General features: G+C 53.3%; 12 protein-coding genes and 1 tRNA gene. 8 read left to right on the plus strand and 5 right to left on the minus strand.

From position 1 onward, the window contains the following. Window positions 1-45 precede the first annotated feature (45 nt). Entirely contained in the window at window positions 46-1926 is a 1881-nt protein-coding gene (locus IEW65_RS04360; RefSeq protein ID WP_229755475.1) for a sensor domain-containing diguanylate cyclase, read from the plus strand. Here the strand turns inward: IEW65_RS04360 and IEW65_RS04365 are convergent. Beyond that, entirely contained in the window at window positions 1923-5000 is a 3078-nt protein-coding gene (locus IEW65_RS04365; protein ID WP_188638293.1) for a bifunctional diguanylate cyclase/phosphodiesterase, read from the minus strand. The genes IEW65_RS04360 and IEW65_RS04365 overlap by 4 nt on opposite strands. A 130-nt stretch (window positions 5001-5130) precedes the next feature. On the opposite strand from IEW65_RS04365, the gene IEW65_RS04370 reads away from it, so the two are divergent. Further along, a complete protein-coding gene (locus IEW65_RS04370; protein ID WP_188638294.1) occupies window positions 5131-6078 on the plus strand; it encodes an AEC family transporter in 948 nt (315 codons plus the stop codon). A gap of 69 nt (window positions 6079-6147) precedes the next feature. Beyond that, window positions 6148-6224, plus strand: a tRNA-Arg gene (locus tag IEW65_RS04375). 697 nt (window positions 6225-6921) lie between these two features. Here the strand turns inward: IEW65_RS04375 and IEW65_RS04380 are convergent. After that, window positions 6922-8286 carry a heavy metal sensor histidine kinase gene (locus IEW65_RS04380; RefSeq protein WP_188638295.1) on the minus strand — a complete coding sequence of 455 codons (1365 nt, stop codon included), beginning with the start codon at window positions 8284-8286 and terminating at the stop codon, window positions 6922-6924. Continuing rightward, complete coding sequence (locus IEW65_RS04385) at window positions 8286-8957, minus strand: heavy metal response regulator transcription factor (protein WP_188638296.1); 672 nt, start codon at window positions 8955-8957, stop codon at window positions 8286-8288. The genes IEW65_RS04380 and IEW65_RS04385 overlap by 1 nt, the downstream gene beginning before the upstream one ends. 136 nt (window positions 8958-9093) lie before the next feature. Between IEW65_RS04385 and IEW65_RS04390 the strand changes: the two genes are divergently transcribed. The 3 genes from IEW65_RS04390 (at window position 9094) to IEW65_RS04400 (ending at window position 10314) form a co-directional block, all read left to right on the plus strand. Then, complete coding sequence (locus IEW65_RS04390) at window positions 9094-9585, plus strand: GlcG/HbpS family heme-binding protein (protein WP_188638297.1); 492 nt, start codon at window positions 9094-9096, stop codon at window positions 9583-9585. Between the two features lie 79 nt (window positions 9586-9664). Continuing rightward, the gene (gene uraH, locus IEW65_RS04395; protein WP_188638298.1) at window positions 9665-10075 is read left to right on the plus strand and encodes a hydroxyisourate hydrolase; all 411 of its coding nucleotides are present in this window, start codon (window positions 9665-9667) and stop codon (window positions 10073-10075) included. Between the two features lie 62 nt (window positions 10076-10137). Next, window positions 10138-10314, plus strand: coding sequence for a hypothetical protein (locus IEW65_RS04400; protein ID WP_188638299.1), 177 nt, complete (start codon window positions 10138-10140; stop codon window positions 10312-10314). Between the two features lie 475 nt (window positions 10315-10789). On the opposite strand, the gene IEW65_RS04405 is transcribed toward IEW65_RS04400, so the two are convergent. Together IEW65_RS04405 and IEW65_RS04410 are read right to left on the minus strand one after the other, a co-directional pair. Beyond that, window positions 10790-11278, minus strand: coding sequence for a pyridoxamine 5'-phosphate oxidase family protein (locus tag IEW65_RS04405; RefSeq protein WP_188638300.1), 489 nt, complete (start codon window positions 11276-11278; stop codon window positions 10790-10792). Window positions 11279-11406: 128 nt separating this feature from the next. Continuing rightward, entirely contained in the window at window positions 11407-14655 is a 3249-nt protein-coding gene (locus IEW65_RS04410) for a PAS domain-containing protein (RefSeq protein ID WP_188638301.1), read from the minus strand. 226 nt (window positions 14656-14881) lie between these two features. On the opposite strand from IEW65_RS04410, the gene IEW65_RS04415 reads away from it, so the two are divergent. Further along, a complete protein-coding gene (locus IEW65_RS04415; protein WP_229755476.1) occupies window positions 14882-15124 on the plus strand; it encodes a putative hemolysin in 243 nt (80 codons plus the stop codon). A 122-nt stretch (window positions 15125-15246) separates the two neighbouring features. Beyond that, on the plus strand, window positions 15247-16980 hold the full coding sequence (locus IEW65_RS04420) for a GGDEF domain-containing protein (RefSeq protein WP_188638302.1): 1734 nt from the start codon (window positions 15247-15249) through the stop codon (window positions 16978-16980). Window positions 16981-17001: the final 21 nt, after the last annotated feature.

Raw genomic sequence — 17001 nt, forward strand, 5'->3', positions numbered from 1 at the left:
TTGGCGGCCTCAGTGCTTGGTATGGCATGGCAGGTGGGTAAAACCATGGTCCACGATACAAATATGGCCCATCTGCGGTACGAGGCTGACCTGCTGGCTGATGAAATTACTCAGCAGATCAATCAGCGCATTAATGCATTGGAGCGCTTGAACGGGGCACTTGGTCTGTCAAATGACACGTCATGGTTGAACTATGAACTGCAAAAAAATAGTTCTCTACTGGCGTGGTTTGAAGGCTTAGTCATCAGTGATGAAAAAGGTGTCATTCTTAGCGACTGGCCAAGCGTTGTGGGGCGAGTAGGCCTAGATACCTCAGAGCTTGAGTATTTTAAAATGGTGAGGGGGGTGCGCCGTCCTTATGTCAGTGAGCCCTTTGTGGGTCGTGCCAGCGGCATGCCATTAGTTCTGATCAGTGTCCCTCGTATGGACTCAGATGGTCGTTTTGCTGGGTTTGTGGGAGGTATTGTTAGCCTTAAAAGCAGTGGGATGTTTAATCGGCTAAGTACTATCCGATTAGGTAACGAAGGGTATGCTGCTGTTTCTACTGCGTCCGGCAAAATTCTTTATCATCCTGATCATGCGCTGGTGAATGCTGAAATCAGTGATGTTCAATTAAACCCGCTATTAGAGCTCGCTTTGGCTGGCTGGAACGGCGAGGGCGTTGCAGAGCTTGCGAATGGCAATGTCAGCCTGCAGGCGTATGCCCAAGTATGGCCCGCCGATTGGGTGGTCGGCTTGTTTTTGCCTGCCGACCAGGCACAGCTTCCGCTATCAGGATTTATTTACAAGCTGTTAGGCATCTGGTTTGTGACTGCATTGATCATGATGCCACTTTTATGGTGGCTGCTCGCTCGTATTCTCAAGCCGCTTGATCATCTTGAGGCGCAAATTGGTGAGGTGGGCGTTGGTCAACGAGAAAGCCTGGATTTAGCCACGAGTATGCAAGAATTGCAGCAGGTCGCAGTCACCTTTAACCGGGTAGAGCACGAGCGTCAGCAGTTGGTGGGCCACCTGCAAGAGCGTCAGGCGTTTTTAGACTCGGTGTTAAGCGCGACCCCTCAAGGTATGTTTGTTGCCAACTTTGGCGGCAAAATCACCTATATGAATCCCGCCCTCCTCGAGATGCTGGACATTCCTTCGGACACCCCTATGGAAGCGTGGATAGAGCAAGTCCATGCGGATGATCGTGAAGGGGCCAGGGATATGTGGGTGCATAGTTTAAAAACAGGTAGCGACTTTGTGCGCCAACTGCGCTTTGTGCGCAGCGATCAAGAAACCCTGTGGCTAGATGTACATGCGCGAGTGGTGATGCTTTCCCAGGGAGGGCACTCGTTAGGGTTGGTCGGGGTAGTGAAGGACATTACCGAACGCCGCCAGCAGGAGGCACTGCAGCGTTGGGAGGCGGAGCACGACCCGCTCACCGGGCTCTTGAATCGCCGAGGGTTTGACCGCCGTTTAGAAGAAGCCTTTGCCGACTTCCAGAAGACCAGCACTCCCTCAGCGCTGTTACTGTTTGATTTGGATCATTTTAAGCCCATTAACGATGAGGGCGGCCACGCCCTGGGCGATGAAATGCTGCGCCGTATTGCTCAGATAGTGGCTTGGGAAGTGCGCCGTAGCGACCATGTTGCCCGCCAGGGCGGTGATGAATTTGGCGTGCTGCTACCCAGTTGTACGTTGAACCAGGCAGAGCGTATTGCGGAGTCGTTGCGCCAAGCAGTGAGCGAGGTTTCAGTCACCCATGAGGGGAAGGAGTACACCGTGACTCTGAGTATCGGTGTGACGACCTTTGATGATAATGATGACACCGTAGAAGCCGCGCTTTCTCGTGCAGACGCTGCCAGCTATGAAGCCAAAGGGCAGGGGCGTGACGGCGTGGTCGTGAAACTGCCTAGCGAATTTGATCCGATGGCGCTGTTCGATTAATACGCTTCTGGAAAGCCCTCGCGCTGCCACGCTGCTAGCCACTGAGGCAGTTTCTCCGCGGGCATAGGGCGTGCAATGCCATAGCCTTGAGCAAGAAAGCAGCCCAACGACAGCAGCGCCTGCGCGTGTGCTAAGGTTTCGACCCCTTCCGCCAGCACAGGCCTAGAAAACTTCTTCGCCAAGAAGACGATACTCTCCACAATCGCCCGGTCATCTTCGCTCTCCAGCATGTCGCGAACAAAGTCTCGATCAACCTTAATGAGCTGCACCGGCAGACGGCGGAAGTAGGCCAGCGATGAGTAGCCGGTGCCGAAATCATCCAGCGCGACATCAATTCCCAGCCGTTGGCAGTTTTCGAGCACATGCAGGGCGGCTTGCATATCATCCAGCGTGGCGGATTCTAGAATCTCAATGGCCAGCAGCTTGGTAGGTACATCGGCATAGCGTTCTAAAAGCTGTTCTAACTGAGGTAAAAAGCCTTGATGCAACAGATGCTGCGGGCTGATATTGACACTCACCTGTAGCGCAATGCCCTGTTGCTGCCACTGTTGAAGCTGTTTTAACGCAGCTTCAATGACCCATTCACCTAAGCGAAACTCTAATTCGCTCCCTTCAATCAGGGGTAAAAACTCCCCAGGTGCACATAAGCCCCGCTTGGGATGCTGCCAGCGGATAAGCGCCTCGGCACCCACCACCTCCTTCGACTGGAGGTCGACCTGAGGCTGGTAAAAGAGTTGAAATTCGCGGTTGTTCAGCCCGTGCTGAATGGCGCTGCGCTCCTGCTGGCGCATTCGCGAGAGATGCTCCTCATCGGTGCTGTAGCGCACGCATTGCGCCACCCCCTGAGTTTTGGCTTGATACAGTGCTTGGTAGGCGTGGCGAAACAGCGTGTCTGAATCTACCTCATCTTCTGGGTAGCAGGTCATGCCAATGCAGGTGGTCAGCTTTAATGTATGGCCTTGTATCCTCATAGGTTGCTGAATCGTTTGCTGCAGCGCTGCGCTGGTTAACTGCTGCCTAGGCGCGATCACCACGAATTCGTCGCCGCTTAACCTACCGGCAATGCCCTGCTGATGCAGTGGTCTCACCAGTGCCTCTAGGCGCTTAGCAAGACGCTTTAAAATATGATTCCCAACAGGGTAGCCAAACAGATCATTCAGGCGTTTAAAGTCATCAATGTTGAGCACAAAGACTGTAAGCGGTTCGCGATGCTGCGTTAATGCTTCTAACTGAGTGCGCGCTAAACGCTGGTTCGGCAGTCCCGTTAGTTCATCAATATTGGCGGCTTTATAAAGCGCCTCTTCATGACGCTTGGTTTCGGTAATGTCCGATTGAATGGCAATAAAGCCCCCACCTGCCTGTTCGCTGGCGGGCAGTGGGTTACAGCTGATATGTACCCAGTAAGGGGTACCGTCTTTACGGTAGTTCAGCAGCTCTTCTTCAAAGCGTTGACGATGGCGCAGGGCATGGGCAATTCGGCGTACGGTGGCGTGATCCGTCGCGCTCCCTTGCACCAGTTTGCCCGGCTTTTGGCCAACAGCTTCTTCAAATGTGTAGCCACTTAGCCGAGTAAATCCATCGTTGATCCACTCAATGTTGCCGTTGGCATCGGTAATTACCACACCGTTGCTGGTGTTTTTGGCGACCATCGAGAGGCGCGCAATCGCTTTTTGATCCTGGCGCTGCTGGCGGTGGTTGCGTAGGTTGTTAATAAACTGACCAATGCTGCCCAGCAGCGGTGCCAAGAAATCTACCAGCGCCTCATCATAGCCATTGGGGCGGTTGGCTAGGCCAATCATTCCAATACAGTGGCCATTGGAGTGTATCGGCACGCCTAAGAAGGCATTCAGCGGTGGGTGTCCTGGTGGTAATCCACCGCGCCGTGCATCTATCGCAGGGGCGTTAGAAATCACCACTTCTTCATGGCGCATCACGTGGCCAAAGAGGGTGTCGAGGTTGCTGAATATCATGCCGTCTGGGGCGTTGTGGTCGTAAAACTGCTTAGAGGCTTGGTCCCACGTAATATCGGTGATGGCGTGGGCGACTAAATAAGGCGCTTGGGCGTCGTTGTAGAGCACTTCGCCGATAAAGCCATACCCACTGCTCGTAAGCGCTAGCAGGTCTTCTAAGAGCGAGTTAAGCGCTTGGGCATCGCCTTGCCCATCGATAAAGCTGGCTTGAGCGCGCATGATCGCTTGCTCTAATGCCTGCTGGCGCAGCAGCTGCGTTTCTATCTGTTTGCGCGGGGTCACATCCAGCATGGTGCCAATTAACTGCACCACATTGCCTTCTACGATGAGTGGATTGCCGGTAATCCTGACCCAGCGCGGCTCGCCAGTGAAGGTAGTCAACTGAAACGTGTCGTTAAAGGCTTGGCGCTGCTCAATGGCGGTGTCAATGGCGTTAATCAGCCGCTTGCGGTCTTCGGGGGTGTAGGCATCCATGCGCTGCTCAAAGGTGCGCGCGTCACGCTTCTCAATATCGTAGAGCTCGCTCACTACCTCGTTCCAATGCGTGGCCCGACTGGGAACGTCCATTTCCCATAGGCCGATGGCGGCGTTACTGATCGCATGGGAAGCCCGATGAAACAAGTAGTGCTCAAACTGCAGCACTGTGCTGCTGGCCAACTGCTGGAGTAGATCTTTTTGGTTAGAGGATAAACGGCGAGGCTGATGGTCCATCACGCATAGGGTCCCCATCACGCTGCCATTATCGGCGATGAGCGGCATCCCTGCGTAAAACACGATATGGGGCGGTGACGTGACCACCGGTAGATGCTTCAGAACGTCATCCTCGCGAGCATCTGGCACTTCAAAAAACTGTCGCTCTTCAATAGCGGCACCACAGAAAGAGTGGTATCGCGACACGCCATCTACCGCTTTTCCTACGCTGCTTTTAATCCACACATGGGTGTCATCTACCAGCGTGATTAGCGCCACGGGAGTATCGCAGTAGGCCGCGGCGAGCTGGGTAATTCGGTCAAAATGCTGGTCAGCCGATAGGTCGCCTAAGGTATACCGCTTGAGCGTGAGAAGCCGCTTTTCTTCATATTCAGGGCTGGCTGGCGGAACCATAAGTGACCTATAAGTGATGATGCGCGTTTGTGCTTACTTTCCCTTATGGTGGCGTCACTGTCTAGCGAGTCGACAAATCTCAGTCAACGGTAGAGTATAAGAGGATGCTGATTCGACTGAGAGCGCTTTCGTGGACCTACTTGAGCTTTTTACACGCACCCTAGACGTTACCCTACCCGTGTTTGCCATGGTGTTTATAGGCATTGGCCTTAAGCGCTTAGGCTGGATTGATAGTGCTTTCATCTCTACCGCCTCATCCTTAGTGTTTAAAGCCACACTGCCGACGCTGATTTTTCTAAGTCTAGTCAAAGCTGACCTAAGTGTTGCGCTGGATGTGCCTTTGCTGCTGTTTTTTGCAGTGGCGACCCTTGGGCAGTTTGCGCTGAGCTGGGGCTGGGCGCATTTTCGTGTGCCCATGGCGGACCGAGGCATTTACGTGCAAGGGGCGTTTCGCGGTAATTGCGGGGTCGTGGGGCTAGCGCTCGCGGCAGGTATGTATGGTAATTACGGGCTCTCCGCCGGTAGCCTGCTGCTGGGCGTGGTGATCGTGATGTACAACGCACTTTCCGTGGTAGCCCTGGCGGCTTACCAGCCAGGGCAATCTACCGACTGGCGCAGCCTGCTTAGCCATATCGTCAAAAACCCGCTGATTCTCTCAGTGTTTGCGGCGCTGCCGTTTACGGCGTTTTCCGTTTCGCTGCCCAGCTGGGTGATGACCTCGGGTAATTACTTTGCCTCTTTAACGCTGCCGCTGGCGCTCATCTGCATTGGTGCGACGCTGTCGGTATCGAGTATGCGAGAGGGTAGTCAGGTAGCACTCAGCGCAAGCCTGATGAAAATGCTCATACTGCCTGTGCTTTCCACCGTGGCAGCATGGTTGATGGGCTTCTCGGGCAGCCAGCTTGGGCTGCTGTTCCTGTTCTTCGCCAGCCCCACCGCCGCCGCCAGTTTTGTGATGGTCAAAGCGATCAACGGCAACGTCGCGCTGGCCGCGAACATCATCGCTATGACCACGCTCATGGCGAGTATCACCGTCACTCTGGGCATCTTCGCACTGCGCCTGCTGGGCTGGATTTAACTCATCGTAGGTTTTAAACACCTGCGGTTGGCCGGGGCGCATCAAGAGGCTATACTATGCGCCCCATAAGTCCCTGTAGCTCAGTAGGATAGAGCAGCCGCCTCCTAAGCGGCAGGTCGCAGGTTCGACTCCTGCCAGGGACGCCAGATATATCAATAGTTTAGCGCTACTGTGTCTATGGCCCGAAAGCCGATTTTTTGTTTCGCCCCCACAAACGCCCCCACAAAAAACGCTCGCTACGATCATTTTAGGCATTTGTTTTCGGGGGGTATTAGCGCCTGGCTTGTGAGTACCTACATGAAGGGTGCTTACGCCCGTTTAATTGCCTGTGGCAACTCTTGAACTGCTAGCGATAGATCGGATATCTGTATGTAATACAGAAAATTTTCATTTGCGTTGCCATTTTTGGGTCTTACCTTAGGCCTTTTGCCCTCACTTTGTTACTACTCTTCCTTGAATTTTGCTTTGCAATTACCGCTCATACACATTGTACAGTAGTGTTCCCTGTCTTCATGTTGCGCACCCTTAGCAATGACGATGCCGCAGTTGTTGCAAAGCAGAGTTTCCGTGCCATCTTCTATCTTCACAATTGCATGTTTGTAGTCCATAAAACTCTCCGTGAAGCCCTCACCCTGCAAGGGTAAGGGGTAATAGCATGTCGGCGAAAGCCAACCCTTCTTTCACTCGTCGAGTGGTCTGATTTTGACACTGTTGCTGAATGAGATCATGAGACAGTGATGTTCATAAAGCGAGTCCCAAAGGATAGAGTTGTTGATCCGTCAGCTGACATGACGTCCACATGACATGCTTTTTTGATAAGAAAATAACCATCGATATTAATACTTAGGAATTAGGTAGTATCAGAGTAAACGTCGTGCCATTTTTATCGCTACTCTCTGCGTATACTTCTCCGCCATGCCAATGCGCAATCGACTGAACGATAGCCAGTCCTAGCCCTCCCGATGCGGCTACGCCAGTGCGGGAAGGGTCACAGCGGTAGAAGCGTTCGAAAACGCGAGGTAGGTCATCTTGGGAAATAATATCGCCTCGATTATGAACGTCGAGATGGAGCTTTTCCCCAGTGATATGCGTGCTGATGTGAATAGGGGTATTAGAACGGCCGTGTTGCAGTGCATTGGCGATCAAGTTGGCCAAAGCGGTGCGAAGTAGGTCACGGTTCGCGACTATGAGGCCTGACGCGTTATTAATGAGCATGCGCCCATCGTCTTCTGCCATGCCCTCAAAATAATCACAGAGCTGCATGACTAACAATCCAATGTCGACCTCTTCCGTGGCGCTCTCTTTAGAAGGTGCCTCAGTACGTGCGAGAAACAAGATGCTATCAATCATCTTTGACAAGCGTTCGTACTCTTCAATATTCGATGCCAGCACCTGTTGATATTCAGATGCGCTTCTTTCCCGCCGCAAAGTATGTTGAGTCTGTCCAAGTAGGTTGGTCAATGGCGTCCGAAGCTCATGGGCCATATCAGCGGAGTAGCGGGATAGCTTCGAAAAACCGGCTTCGAGTCGATCTAGCATACGATTCAAGCCATGACTCAGATGACTGATTTCTTGGGCTTCGCTCGCAACCTCTAAACGCCGATCTAACTGGCGAATATTGATGCGATTGGCTTGCTCAACTAAACGTTGCAACGGCTTCAAGCCATGGCGACTCACTCCCCATCCCAACAAAAGGGCGAGCAACGCACCCATTGCCATAGCAAACCAAAGTGTTAATTGGTAAGCCCTGAGCATTTGGTTGCGCTCATCCAATAACTTTCCTGCAATCAGTGTGAAAGAGCGGCCGTCATGTATAAACGTATGCCATGCCAATCTCGCTTGAACAGGTCCAGTGGTGTCCAACATACGAACCGTATCTGTCATTGGTAGATTAGGCACGGATAAGTCGCTCGGGTTGATTTCAATCAGCACCCGGCTGCTAGCGTCCAATATCCACAGCAGACTGTCTCGATTGCCCAGCATGTTGGCATAGAGATGAGAGCGGCGGTGAAGCATGTCAACGCTCTCTCCATTGTCGATGAGTGACTCTAAACGCTCCAAACGTCCTTGTAGCATTTGGTCATCACGCCACGCTATTTCACGGGTTAATGAGTGATAGAGGTAAGTACCAATGCAGCCCAACAGTAATACGCTGACCAACGCAAATAAGAGCGACAGGCGCACTGCTAAGGAGTTAATGATGCGCATTAGGTACGATCCTCAAGTACATAGCCCATACCACGTTCGGTATGTATAAGTTTGTGTGTAAAAGGGTCGTCCACTTTGGCGCGAAGGCGTCGTACAGCGACTTCAACGACGTTGGTGTCGCTATCAAAATTCATTTTCCATATCCGAGAGGCTATGTAAGTACGCGACAATACTTCGCCTTCCCGGTCAAGAAAAAGCTCCAGCAGGGCGAACTCTTTGTTGGTCAAAGCGATACGCTCGCCTTGCCGTGTTACACGCCGGCGCAGTACATCCATCTCCATATCTGCAACACGAAAATGCTCTCGCTCTCGAGGCGGGCTGCGTCTCAACAAGGTGCGTACCCTTGCGAGAAACTCTATAAAGGAGAAGGGCTTAACAAGGTAGTCGTCGGCACCAAGTTCCAGCCCCTTTACGCGATCCTCGACAGCGTCTCTCGCTGTCAGAAAAAGGACCGGCACTTGGCTCCGTCGGCGTATCAGCTGCAGCAACTGCCAGCCGTCCAAACCCGGCAACATCACATCGAGAACCACTAGGTCAAACTCATCCTCATTGATCAAGTGCTGCGCATCTAACCCATCCCTGGCTACCTCAACACTATATCCCGATTCGCCGAGTCCTTTGCTTAGGTAGTTAGCGGTCTTTTGTTCATCTTCTACTACCAGGATACGCATGCCGTCATCCCCGCTAAATCGGAACAGATTAGCCGGAATAACCCACTTTTCACATTACAAATCTGTAATGTTGCCGTCAGGTAGCTGACGAGTTCAGCGTGTCAGTATGGCCTCGTTCATTCATAAGGAGGTTCCCATGACATTACGATTCGCTCGCCTGCCGATGCTTGGCGCTGTCCTACTAGCAGGTAGCGCACTTGCCGATGTTGGACCTGTTCAACAGCAAAACCTGTCACTAGAGCTAGCGAATCGACTAGTGAGCGCAACCCTAGAGGCGTGTCATGCCGACGGACGAACAGCTGTTGTGGCGGCCGTTGACCGTGGAGGCAACCTAGTCGCTTTGCAGCGCGATGACAATATTGGCCCCCACAACACTCTGGCAGCACAACGCAAGGCGTTTACGTCTCTGTCGACAGGCAGCTACAGCCGAGAGCTTGCCGAGCGTGCCCGCCAAGATTCCGAGTCAGAAAATCTCAATACGCTTGATGAATTACTACTGCTTGGTGGCGGTGTTCCGCTGCGGTCGGGCGACGAAATCATTGGGGCATTGGGTGTGGCGGGTGCCGGTGGCTCAGCCATTGATGAAGGGTGTGCCATAGCGGCCGTCGAGCGAGTTTTACCGCAGTAAAGCAATAGCCAACAGTCACCTTCATTTGAGATGACGAGAGCAATATCAGCCAGTATGGCTTCACTTTCAGAGGTGTTTTATGAAAACTGTATCTGCATTAGTAACCGGAATTATCTTCAGTAGCGTGGCAGCCATGGCGCAGGCAAGCGATAACCCGCTCAGCGTCCATGTGCTTAACATTCAAAGTGGATTGCCTTCATCTGGCGTTGAGGTGGAGTTGGAACGCCGTACCGATGCGGGTTGGGAGTCCTTGTCAACGGCGACCACAGATGAAGTGGGGCGTGTTTCCTCGCTTTATCCAGACAGTGAAGCGTTTTTGCCGGGTGTCTATCGCGTCACTTTTGAAACGGGTGCTTGGTTTGAAGAGCGCGACATAGCTACTTTCTTCCCCGATATTCCGGTGCCTTTCGAAGTGGAAGACACGGAACAGCACTACCACATTCCGTTGCTATTAAGCCCTTATGGCTACTCCACTTATCGTGGCAACTAACCATAGCCGTCGTTGAGCCACTGGCTAACTTTATTCTTATTTTATCTTGTGAGGTTTACAGTATGAAAGTTATTCATATCGCTGCCGCTGTTGCTTTAGCTCTCTTTTCAAGTATGGCGATGGCCGAAAGAGGATCTGGAGAAGATAATAAAATTTCCTATCCTGAGTCTACTGCACAGCAACAATTAAATGATACGCAATATTTTTCGTCTTCAGAGTTGCAGGTGTTAAACCAGTAAGTCGTTAAGTAATATTTATATTGTATCTGAATAAAGGGCGGGCTAATAATAGTTCGTCCTTTTCTGTTTTCGCTTTAAAGAATTGTGTCTCTTAAATGAGGATTTTTCTCCCCCACAGCTGTGGCAGTATAGAGGTGGAAAGCATGAGACACAATAAGATGGATTTTCGTTTTAAGTTAATGATTTTGTTGAATTGATCGGGATTTAAAAGGATGCTTAATAATGTATGAAACTAACTCAGATCCTGCTTGAAAGCGGCAGGTTGCAGGCTCTACTCCTGTTAGGGGCGCCAAAGACCTAAGGCGTCACTCTTACCCAGCAGGCAGCTTACTAGCGCGGTGCCCCCAACTGTTCGGTAGGGCCGCATGCGGCTGGTGCATCGCTTTCAGCCCACGCGAAAGGGCTGGCTACCCAAACCATCACTGTTAGCGCGGTAGAAAAAAGCGCCCGAACCAGCGGGCGCTTTGCGAGTGGTTTATCCACCGAATTTCTCGTTTTCGCCCAAGTTGGGCGTGGCGTCTTTTTTGAGATTGGCTTTGGCAATCTCGTACAGCTGGAACGCTTTGCTCTCTTTGGCTTTCCAGTGTTCCCCCATCTCTACCTTCACTTCTAGAAGCGCGACATCTGGGTCGTCTTTGCCTTCGGGGAACCAGGCCGCGACAAAGGGGTTCCAGTACTTCTCGATCAATTCGCGGTTGTCGATCACGTTGGCTTTGCCTGATAAAGAGACATACACGCCATCGTCTTGATCGGAGAAACTGAGGCACACATCGTGGTCGCTTTGGGTTTCGAGTACTTTTTCAGCGCTGCGGCGGGTGAAGAACCAGAGTGTGCCGTCGTATTCGTCTTGCACTAGGTGCATGGGGCGGGCGCGGGGCGTGTCGTGGTCTAACGTTACCAGCATGCCGACCTTGATATCCTTGATCATCTTCCAGATTTTTTGCTTATGCTCTGGGCTAGACATGGTGTCACTCTCCTTATGAATGGCTAGCAGGGTGCTCTTACACGCCTATCAATGGCTTGTGCAAAAGCTAACAGGGTTTGCGTAATGCTGTACAAACCCTGTCAACAGCCTAGCTTCCATTGTGCATATCAGCAAATTAGCTCTCCTGGCAGCTCGATATAGAACTCGCCGCCGCCGTTTTGGGCATCGCGGTAATGCACTTCACCGCCAAGCTGTTGGGTGATTTCACGAGTAATGGCAAGCCCTAAGCCGGTGCCGGGGAGTTTGCGCGTGTCGCTGCCGTCAGCCTGTGAAAAGCGCTGGAAGAGTTGGGATTGAAACGCGGGGTCGACACCTGGGCCGTAGTCGCGAACGCAGATGTGGGCGTTGGCATGGTGGTAGCTAATCGAGATGTCGACGGTTTTACCTTGAGGCGTAAATTTGACGGCATTCGACATTAAGTTGGTTAGCGCTTGGATGAGCCGTGGGCCGTCTACGTTAACGCGTATCTCCGGCCACTGCGGTGTGGCGTGAATACTCACTTTGTGCTGCTCTCCGTACCCCGCCATGGACTCAATCGCTTCCGCTACCAGCGGTGTGAGGGGCTGAACTTCCATGTTCATGGGCATTTTGCCTGCCACCAGCTTTTCCATATCGAGCAGGTCGTTGATTAACGATGCTAGCCGGTTCACGTTGCGCTGCGCCGTTTCCAGCAGCGCATTGGCCGGGGCAGGGAGTTGACCCACTGCACCGCCCGCCATGAGCCCCAGCGAGCCGTTAATAGAGGTGAGCGGGGTGCGTAATTCATGGCTCACGGTGGCGATGAACTGGGTTTTCATTTTCTCTAGCCGACGACGCTCGGTGATGTCTTCAATCAGCGACCAAATCACTAATCGCCCGTCGGGGTCTTGGCTGAGCATTCCTTGTAGGCGTACCGGATATCGGCTGCCGTCTTTGCGGATATACTCTTTTTCAAAGGGCCCATAGCGGCCTTCGGTCTCTAGACTCACCAGCACTTGCTGCTCTACTTGTTGGTACTCCTGTGGGGTGAGGTCCCAATAGCTGAGATTAACAAACTCTTCTCGGGTATAGCCGGAAGGCAGGGTGAGGGCGTCGTTGAGGTCGATAAACTGCCCGGTCTCGAAGTCGTTCAATGCAATACCGATGGGGGCAAACTCGAACAGTCCCCTTAGGCGGCTTTCGTTTCGCTCCATGGCTTTACGGGCCAACTCTTGTTCATGGATGTCGTGCAGGTAGCCATGCCACAACACACTGCCATCCGCGAGCCGTTCGGGCCGCGCCTGCCCAGAGGTCCAGCGGTAGGCACCTTGGGAATTTTTAACGCGATAGGTAGCGTGCCAATCCTCTAGCGTGCTGGCGGAGTGTTGAATGGCGGCCGCTACTGGCGCTAGGTCGTCTGGGTGAATACGCTCAAACGCGGGGCTGCCATCCAGCGCTGCCTGTTGAGGGGTTAAGCCGTACATGATTTGAATCTGCTGCGAGCTGAACGGGAAGGTCGGGCGGCCATCAGGGAATTGCCGATACTGATAAATGACGCCCGGCAGCTGAGCCATTAGCTTGGTGATGCGTTCATTGCTTAGGCTGTTGGTTAACGTATCGGCTAGCCAGCGGGCAAGCAAGCGTAGAAAGAGCGTTTCGCTCTCATCAAAATCCGCGGGCCGGGGGGCGGCGGAGGAGAAGTTGAGCGTGCCAAATACTTGGCCTTCCACTTCAATCATCAGCGCGGCATAAGCCCCCAGGGGGAACGCTTGATAGCAGGGGTGGGCATGAAATTCGCTATCGGGCACATTGGCAATAAACAGCTCTTTACTCTGTCCAGAAAACAGCAAATGACACCACGTGCTGCCCAACTCGAAGCGCTCGCCAGGGCTTAGGGCGAAGGTGGGCGCGGCTTCCACCCAGCGAACTGTATAAACTTCGCCCTCAATTTGGCTGAGAATGGCGAGGTCTAAGCCGAGATAGTGCCTGGTGGTGTGTAGCGCATACTGAATTTTGGCATCGAGGGTGTCGAGCGAGTTAAACGCAATGTCGTTGAGCAGCAGCAGCGCTTCGTGATGCTTGCGTAACTGTGCGCGGGCTTCGTGCTCGCGGGTAATGTCGACAATAAAGCCTTCCATAATGATGGGATGCTGTGCATCGCCCTTCACCCAGTTGCCACGCTCTTCCACCCAGCGCCAACTGCCATCAATGTGGCGTACCCGGTACTCTATATGCCACCCTTCATTCAATGCTTTGGCGGTTTCAATGGCTTCGCCTACGCTGTCGGTATCGTCAGGGTGGATGAGGTCGGCATAGCTCAGGCGGGCGTTGTTAATTAGCTCTTCGGCGGGATGCCCGCTAATGCGGTCTATTTGGCCGCTGATGTAGAGCATGGTCCAGTTTTCATCGGGCAAACAGCGATAGGTGACGCCGGGCATATTGCTCAGCAGCGAGGCGAACTCATCGCGGCTGGCTTGCAGAGCCTGCTGAGCGGCTACCTCATGGGTAATGTCGGTATGAGTGCCGTACATTAACAACGGCTGGCCATCTGGGGTCCAGTCGAACACCTGCCCACGGTCATGCACCCACACCCAGTGCCCCAACTTGTGGCGCATTCGTGCCTTGCAGCTGTAGCTCTCCGTTTCGCCTAGAAAGTGCGCGTTCAATAAGGCCCCAGAGTGGGCGAGGTCATCGGGATGGGCGAAGTTCAGCCACGTATCAATCGTCGTCGGGCCGAGCTCTTCGAGGCTATAGCCAACAATCTGTGCCCAGCGCTCGTTGAAAATGGTGTCGCCGGTTTGCACATTCCACTGCCAGGTGCCAACGCCCGTGCCTTCAATCACAAGCCGCGCACGCCGCTCGCTTTCCCGCAGTGCAAGGGCCAGCGCTGAGTGCGATGCATGGTTGCCGATATCATGTTGAATCAGCTCTTCGACCATGCTGGCCATGTCCTGAAGCACGCTGATTTGCTGTTCGCTGATGGTGCGGGGAGTGGGGTCAATCAGGCAGAGTGTTCCTACGTGCTGGCCTGAAGGGGTGTGTAGTGGCACGCCGGCATAGAATCGTATGTAGGGGGCGTTTTTGACCATCGGGTGATCGATGAACCGTGGATCGTTAAGCGCGTCTTCAACAATCAGGGGGCCACTGTCCAAAACAGCGTGGCTGCAAAAAGAGCGCGCTAGCGGTGCGTCGGTAACGCCTTCCAACCCCTGGCAAGATTTAAATCGCAGCCGGTCATGGTGAATTAAGGACACCAGTGCGGTAGACACCGTGAACACCTGTTGCGCCAGCCGAGTAATGCGGTCAAAGCGTGGGTCGCTGTCATAGTTCAACAAGTGGTTTTCATCCCACTCAAGTGAATGCGCAACACGATTTTCTGAGCCCTGGTGTGTTTTCATGGCGTAACCATCGGATGACCTACTGAAATTTGGCGGAGCAGACGTGGTGTCAGCCGTTGTGCATAGTCTTATAACGAGCTGGAAGGCTGTCAGCACAGCATAATGGCTTATTGTTGCCTGGTGTAGAGAGAGAGGCGGCGTAAACTTCGTTTCATATGTGAAAAATTGTTGAGCGCAGTGCGTCGCCTAGGTGGCGCAGCTTTTTTATTGCCAAGGAGCGTCAAAAATGAAATATGCCGCGTTGATGATGGTACTCATGCTGGCCGGCTGTGCCGGTGGCGTGGGGTCGGGCACGAAGGGAGTAGGAGTGAGCATGCAAACGGCAGCCGCAGAGTATTGCGAAAGCCTGGGGGGCGAGCGAATAACGCGTGAAAGCGCGCTAGGTAGCGGGCGTTACTGCCGCCTGCCAGATGGCCGGGTAGAAAACGAGTGGCAGTTATATCGCTCTGAACAGCTGGATAATGACTAGGCCGACGTATCGATCATCGTTAAAAACGCGTCAAACGTGTTATCAACGCACTTTTCAGCGTATAAAGAAAACTTCATTGACGGTGGGGGTGGGCTGGCGTAGAGCCGGTTGGGACACTATTTATGGGTATTCTCAACATCATTTCGCGCTATTACTGGATGGGGATGGCGGTCACACTGCTGCTGTTAGCCCATAGCTCGGCATCCGCTAATACGTCGCCTATGCCGCTCACCGATTGGGAGTATCGTTGGGGAGATGCTCCCCTAGACGCAAGCGCTCCTTGGCAAGCCATCGCGTTTCCTTCCAACCCGCCCGGGCGCAACGGGCAGCAGGCAGTGTGGTTTAAAACGGTCCTGCCAGAAGGGGAGTGGCGTGATCCGGTCTTGCATATCACCAGTATTAATTTGGTAGGCCAGATTTTTCTGGATGGCACGCTGATCTATGAGCATGGCGATATGGAGGCGCCTCGTTTTATCGGCTGGCCATGGCATCTTATGGCGTTACCGGAGGATTTTGCGGGCAAGCAGCTCTCGCTGCGCATTTTTTCCGATTACACCAGCATTGGGTTATGGGGCGATGTAGAGGTGACAGATCGGATCGATGCGCTTCACGGCATGCTTCACGATTCCGTCCAGGATTTAGCGGTCAGCGCCTTTAGCCTGCTGTTGGCCACCTTGGCCGCCATTTTCGCCATGATTGGGCCGGAGCGCCGGGGCTTTTTTGCCATTGCGTTATTTGCTTTTTCCTCAGGGCTGATGCTCCTAGCAGAAACACCGGTCCGCCAGCTTTTGGCCGATGCCCCCCTGACTTGGGATATCGTGAGAGCCGCCAGCTATTTTACATTGCCTATTGCCATGGGTTTGCTGCTAAGCCACTGGTTGGAAGGTGCCCCAAAGCGCCGGATGGCACGTTTATGGCAGCTTCACTTGGCTTATTTGGTGATATCGATCGGGTTAGTGGAGCTAGGGGTTATCAGCTTGGCGCTAACCTTCCCCGTGTTTGATGTACTGCTGTTAGTCACGCTACCGACGATGCTGCTCCTGGCGCTGCTGCGGGTACGGCGTTTGAACTTAGAGCAACGGCTGTTCGTGGTCAGTTTTTTGCTGTTTGCACCGCTACTACTGGCCGATATGCTGGTGGCGCATGGGTTGATCCCACGGCGAAATATTCCTTTAAGCTATGGTGCGCTGGGATTTTCATTGGCCATTGTGGCTATTTCACTCTGGCACTACCGGCATACACAGCGGCAACTGGCGGCGGCCAACCTCACGCTAGAAGCGCAGGTAACGGCGCGCACGGCAGAGTTGGATACCCTGGTTCACCAGCTTAAAGGCTTGTCGTTGCAGGACGCATTAACCGGGCTGCACAACCGTCGCCATTTCGACACGCTGCTTCACCAAGAAATGGCGCTTGCGCAGCGTCAGGGCAGCCCACTCTCCTTGTTGATGATTGATATCGACCACTTTAAAAAAGTAAACGATAACTTTGGTCATGATGCGGGCGATGCGGTGCTCATTGATGTTGCCGCACTCTTGAAGCAGCACTTTCGTGGAACGGACGTGGTTTGCCGCTTGGGGGGTGAAGAGTTTGTTGCGCTGCTGCCGGGCACCGGTGCTACTGAAGCGGAAGCGCGCGCTGAAAAGCTGCTAGAAGCGCTACGCCACAAATCGCTGAGCTATCACCAGCAGCCGCTGGGGCGTATCACGCTCTCTTGCGGTATTGCGACTTACCCCTCCCACACTATGGACCCAAAAAGGCTCCTACGCTTGGCCGATACGGCGCTTTACAAAGCAAAAAACAATGGGCGTGACCGCTGTGAAGTATGGGAAGGAGCGACTTCATCAAGCGAGCGCTAGCGCTAGGCGAAAGTACTTAGT

Source organism: Vreelandella lutescens (assembly GCF_014640815.1).
Classification (GTDB): domain Bacteria; phylum Pseudomonadota; class Gammaproteobacteria; order Pseudomonadales; family Halomonadaceae; genus Vreelandella; species Vreelandella lutescens.

Coding starts and splice junctions, on each gene's coding strand:
- IEW65_RS04360 (WP_229755475.1), top strand. CDS start 46: ATGGTCCACGATACAAATATGGCCCATCTGCGGTACGAGGCTGACCTG.
- IEW65_RS04365 (WP_188638293.1), bottom strand. CDS start 5,000: ATGGTTCCGCCAGCCAGCCCTGAATATGAAGAAAAGCGGCTTCTCACG.
- IEW65_RS04380 (WP_188638295.1), bottom strand. CDS start 8,286: ATGCGCATCATTAACTCCTTAGCAGTGCGCCTGTCGCTCTTATTTGCG.
- IEW65_RS04385 (WP_188638296.1), bottom strand. CDS start 8,957: ATGCGTATCCTGGTAGTAGAAGATGAACAAAAGACCGCTAACTACCTA.
- IEW65_RS04390 (WP_188638297.1), top strand. CDS start 9,094: ATGACATTACGATTCGCTCGCCTGCCGATGCTTGGCGCTGTCCTACTA.
- uraH (WP_188638298.1), top strand. CDS start 9,665: ATGAAAACTGTATCTGCATTAGTAACCGGAATTATCTTCAGTAGCGTG.
- IEW65_RS04400 (WP_188638299.1), top strand. CDS start 10,138: ATGAAAGTTATTCATATCGCTGCCGCTGTTGCTTTAGCTCTCTTTTCA.
- IEW65_RS04405 (WP_188638300.1), bottom strand. CDS start 11,278: ATGTCTAGCCCAGAGCATAAGCAAAAAATCTGGAAGATGATCAAGGAT.
- IEW65_RS04410 (WP_188638301.1), bottom strand. CDS start 14,655: ATGAAAACACACCAGGGCTCAGAAAATCGTGTTGCGCATTCACTTGAG.
- IEW65_RS04415 (WP_229755476.1), top strand. CDS start 14,882: ATGAAATATGCCGCGTTGATGATGGTACTCATGCTGGCCGGCTGTGCC.
- IEW65_RS04420 (WP_188638302.1), top strand. CDS start 15,247: ATGGGTATTCTCAACATCATTTCGCGCTATTACTGGATGGGGATGGCG.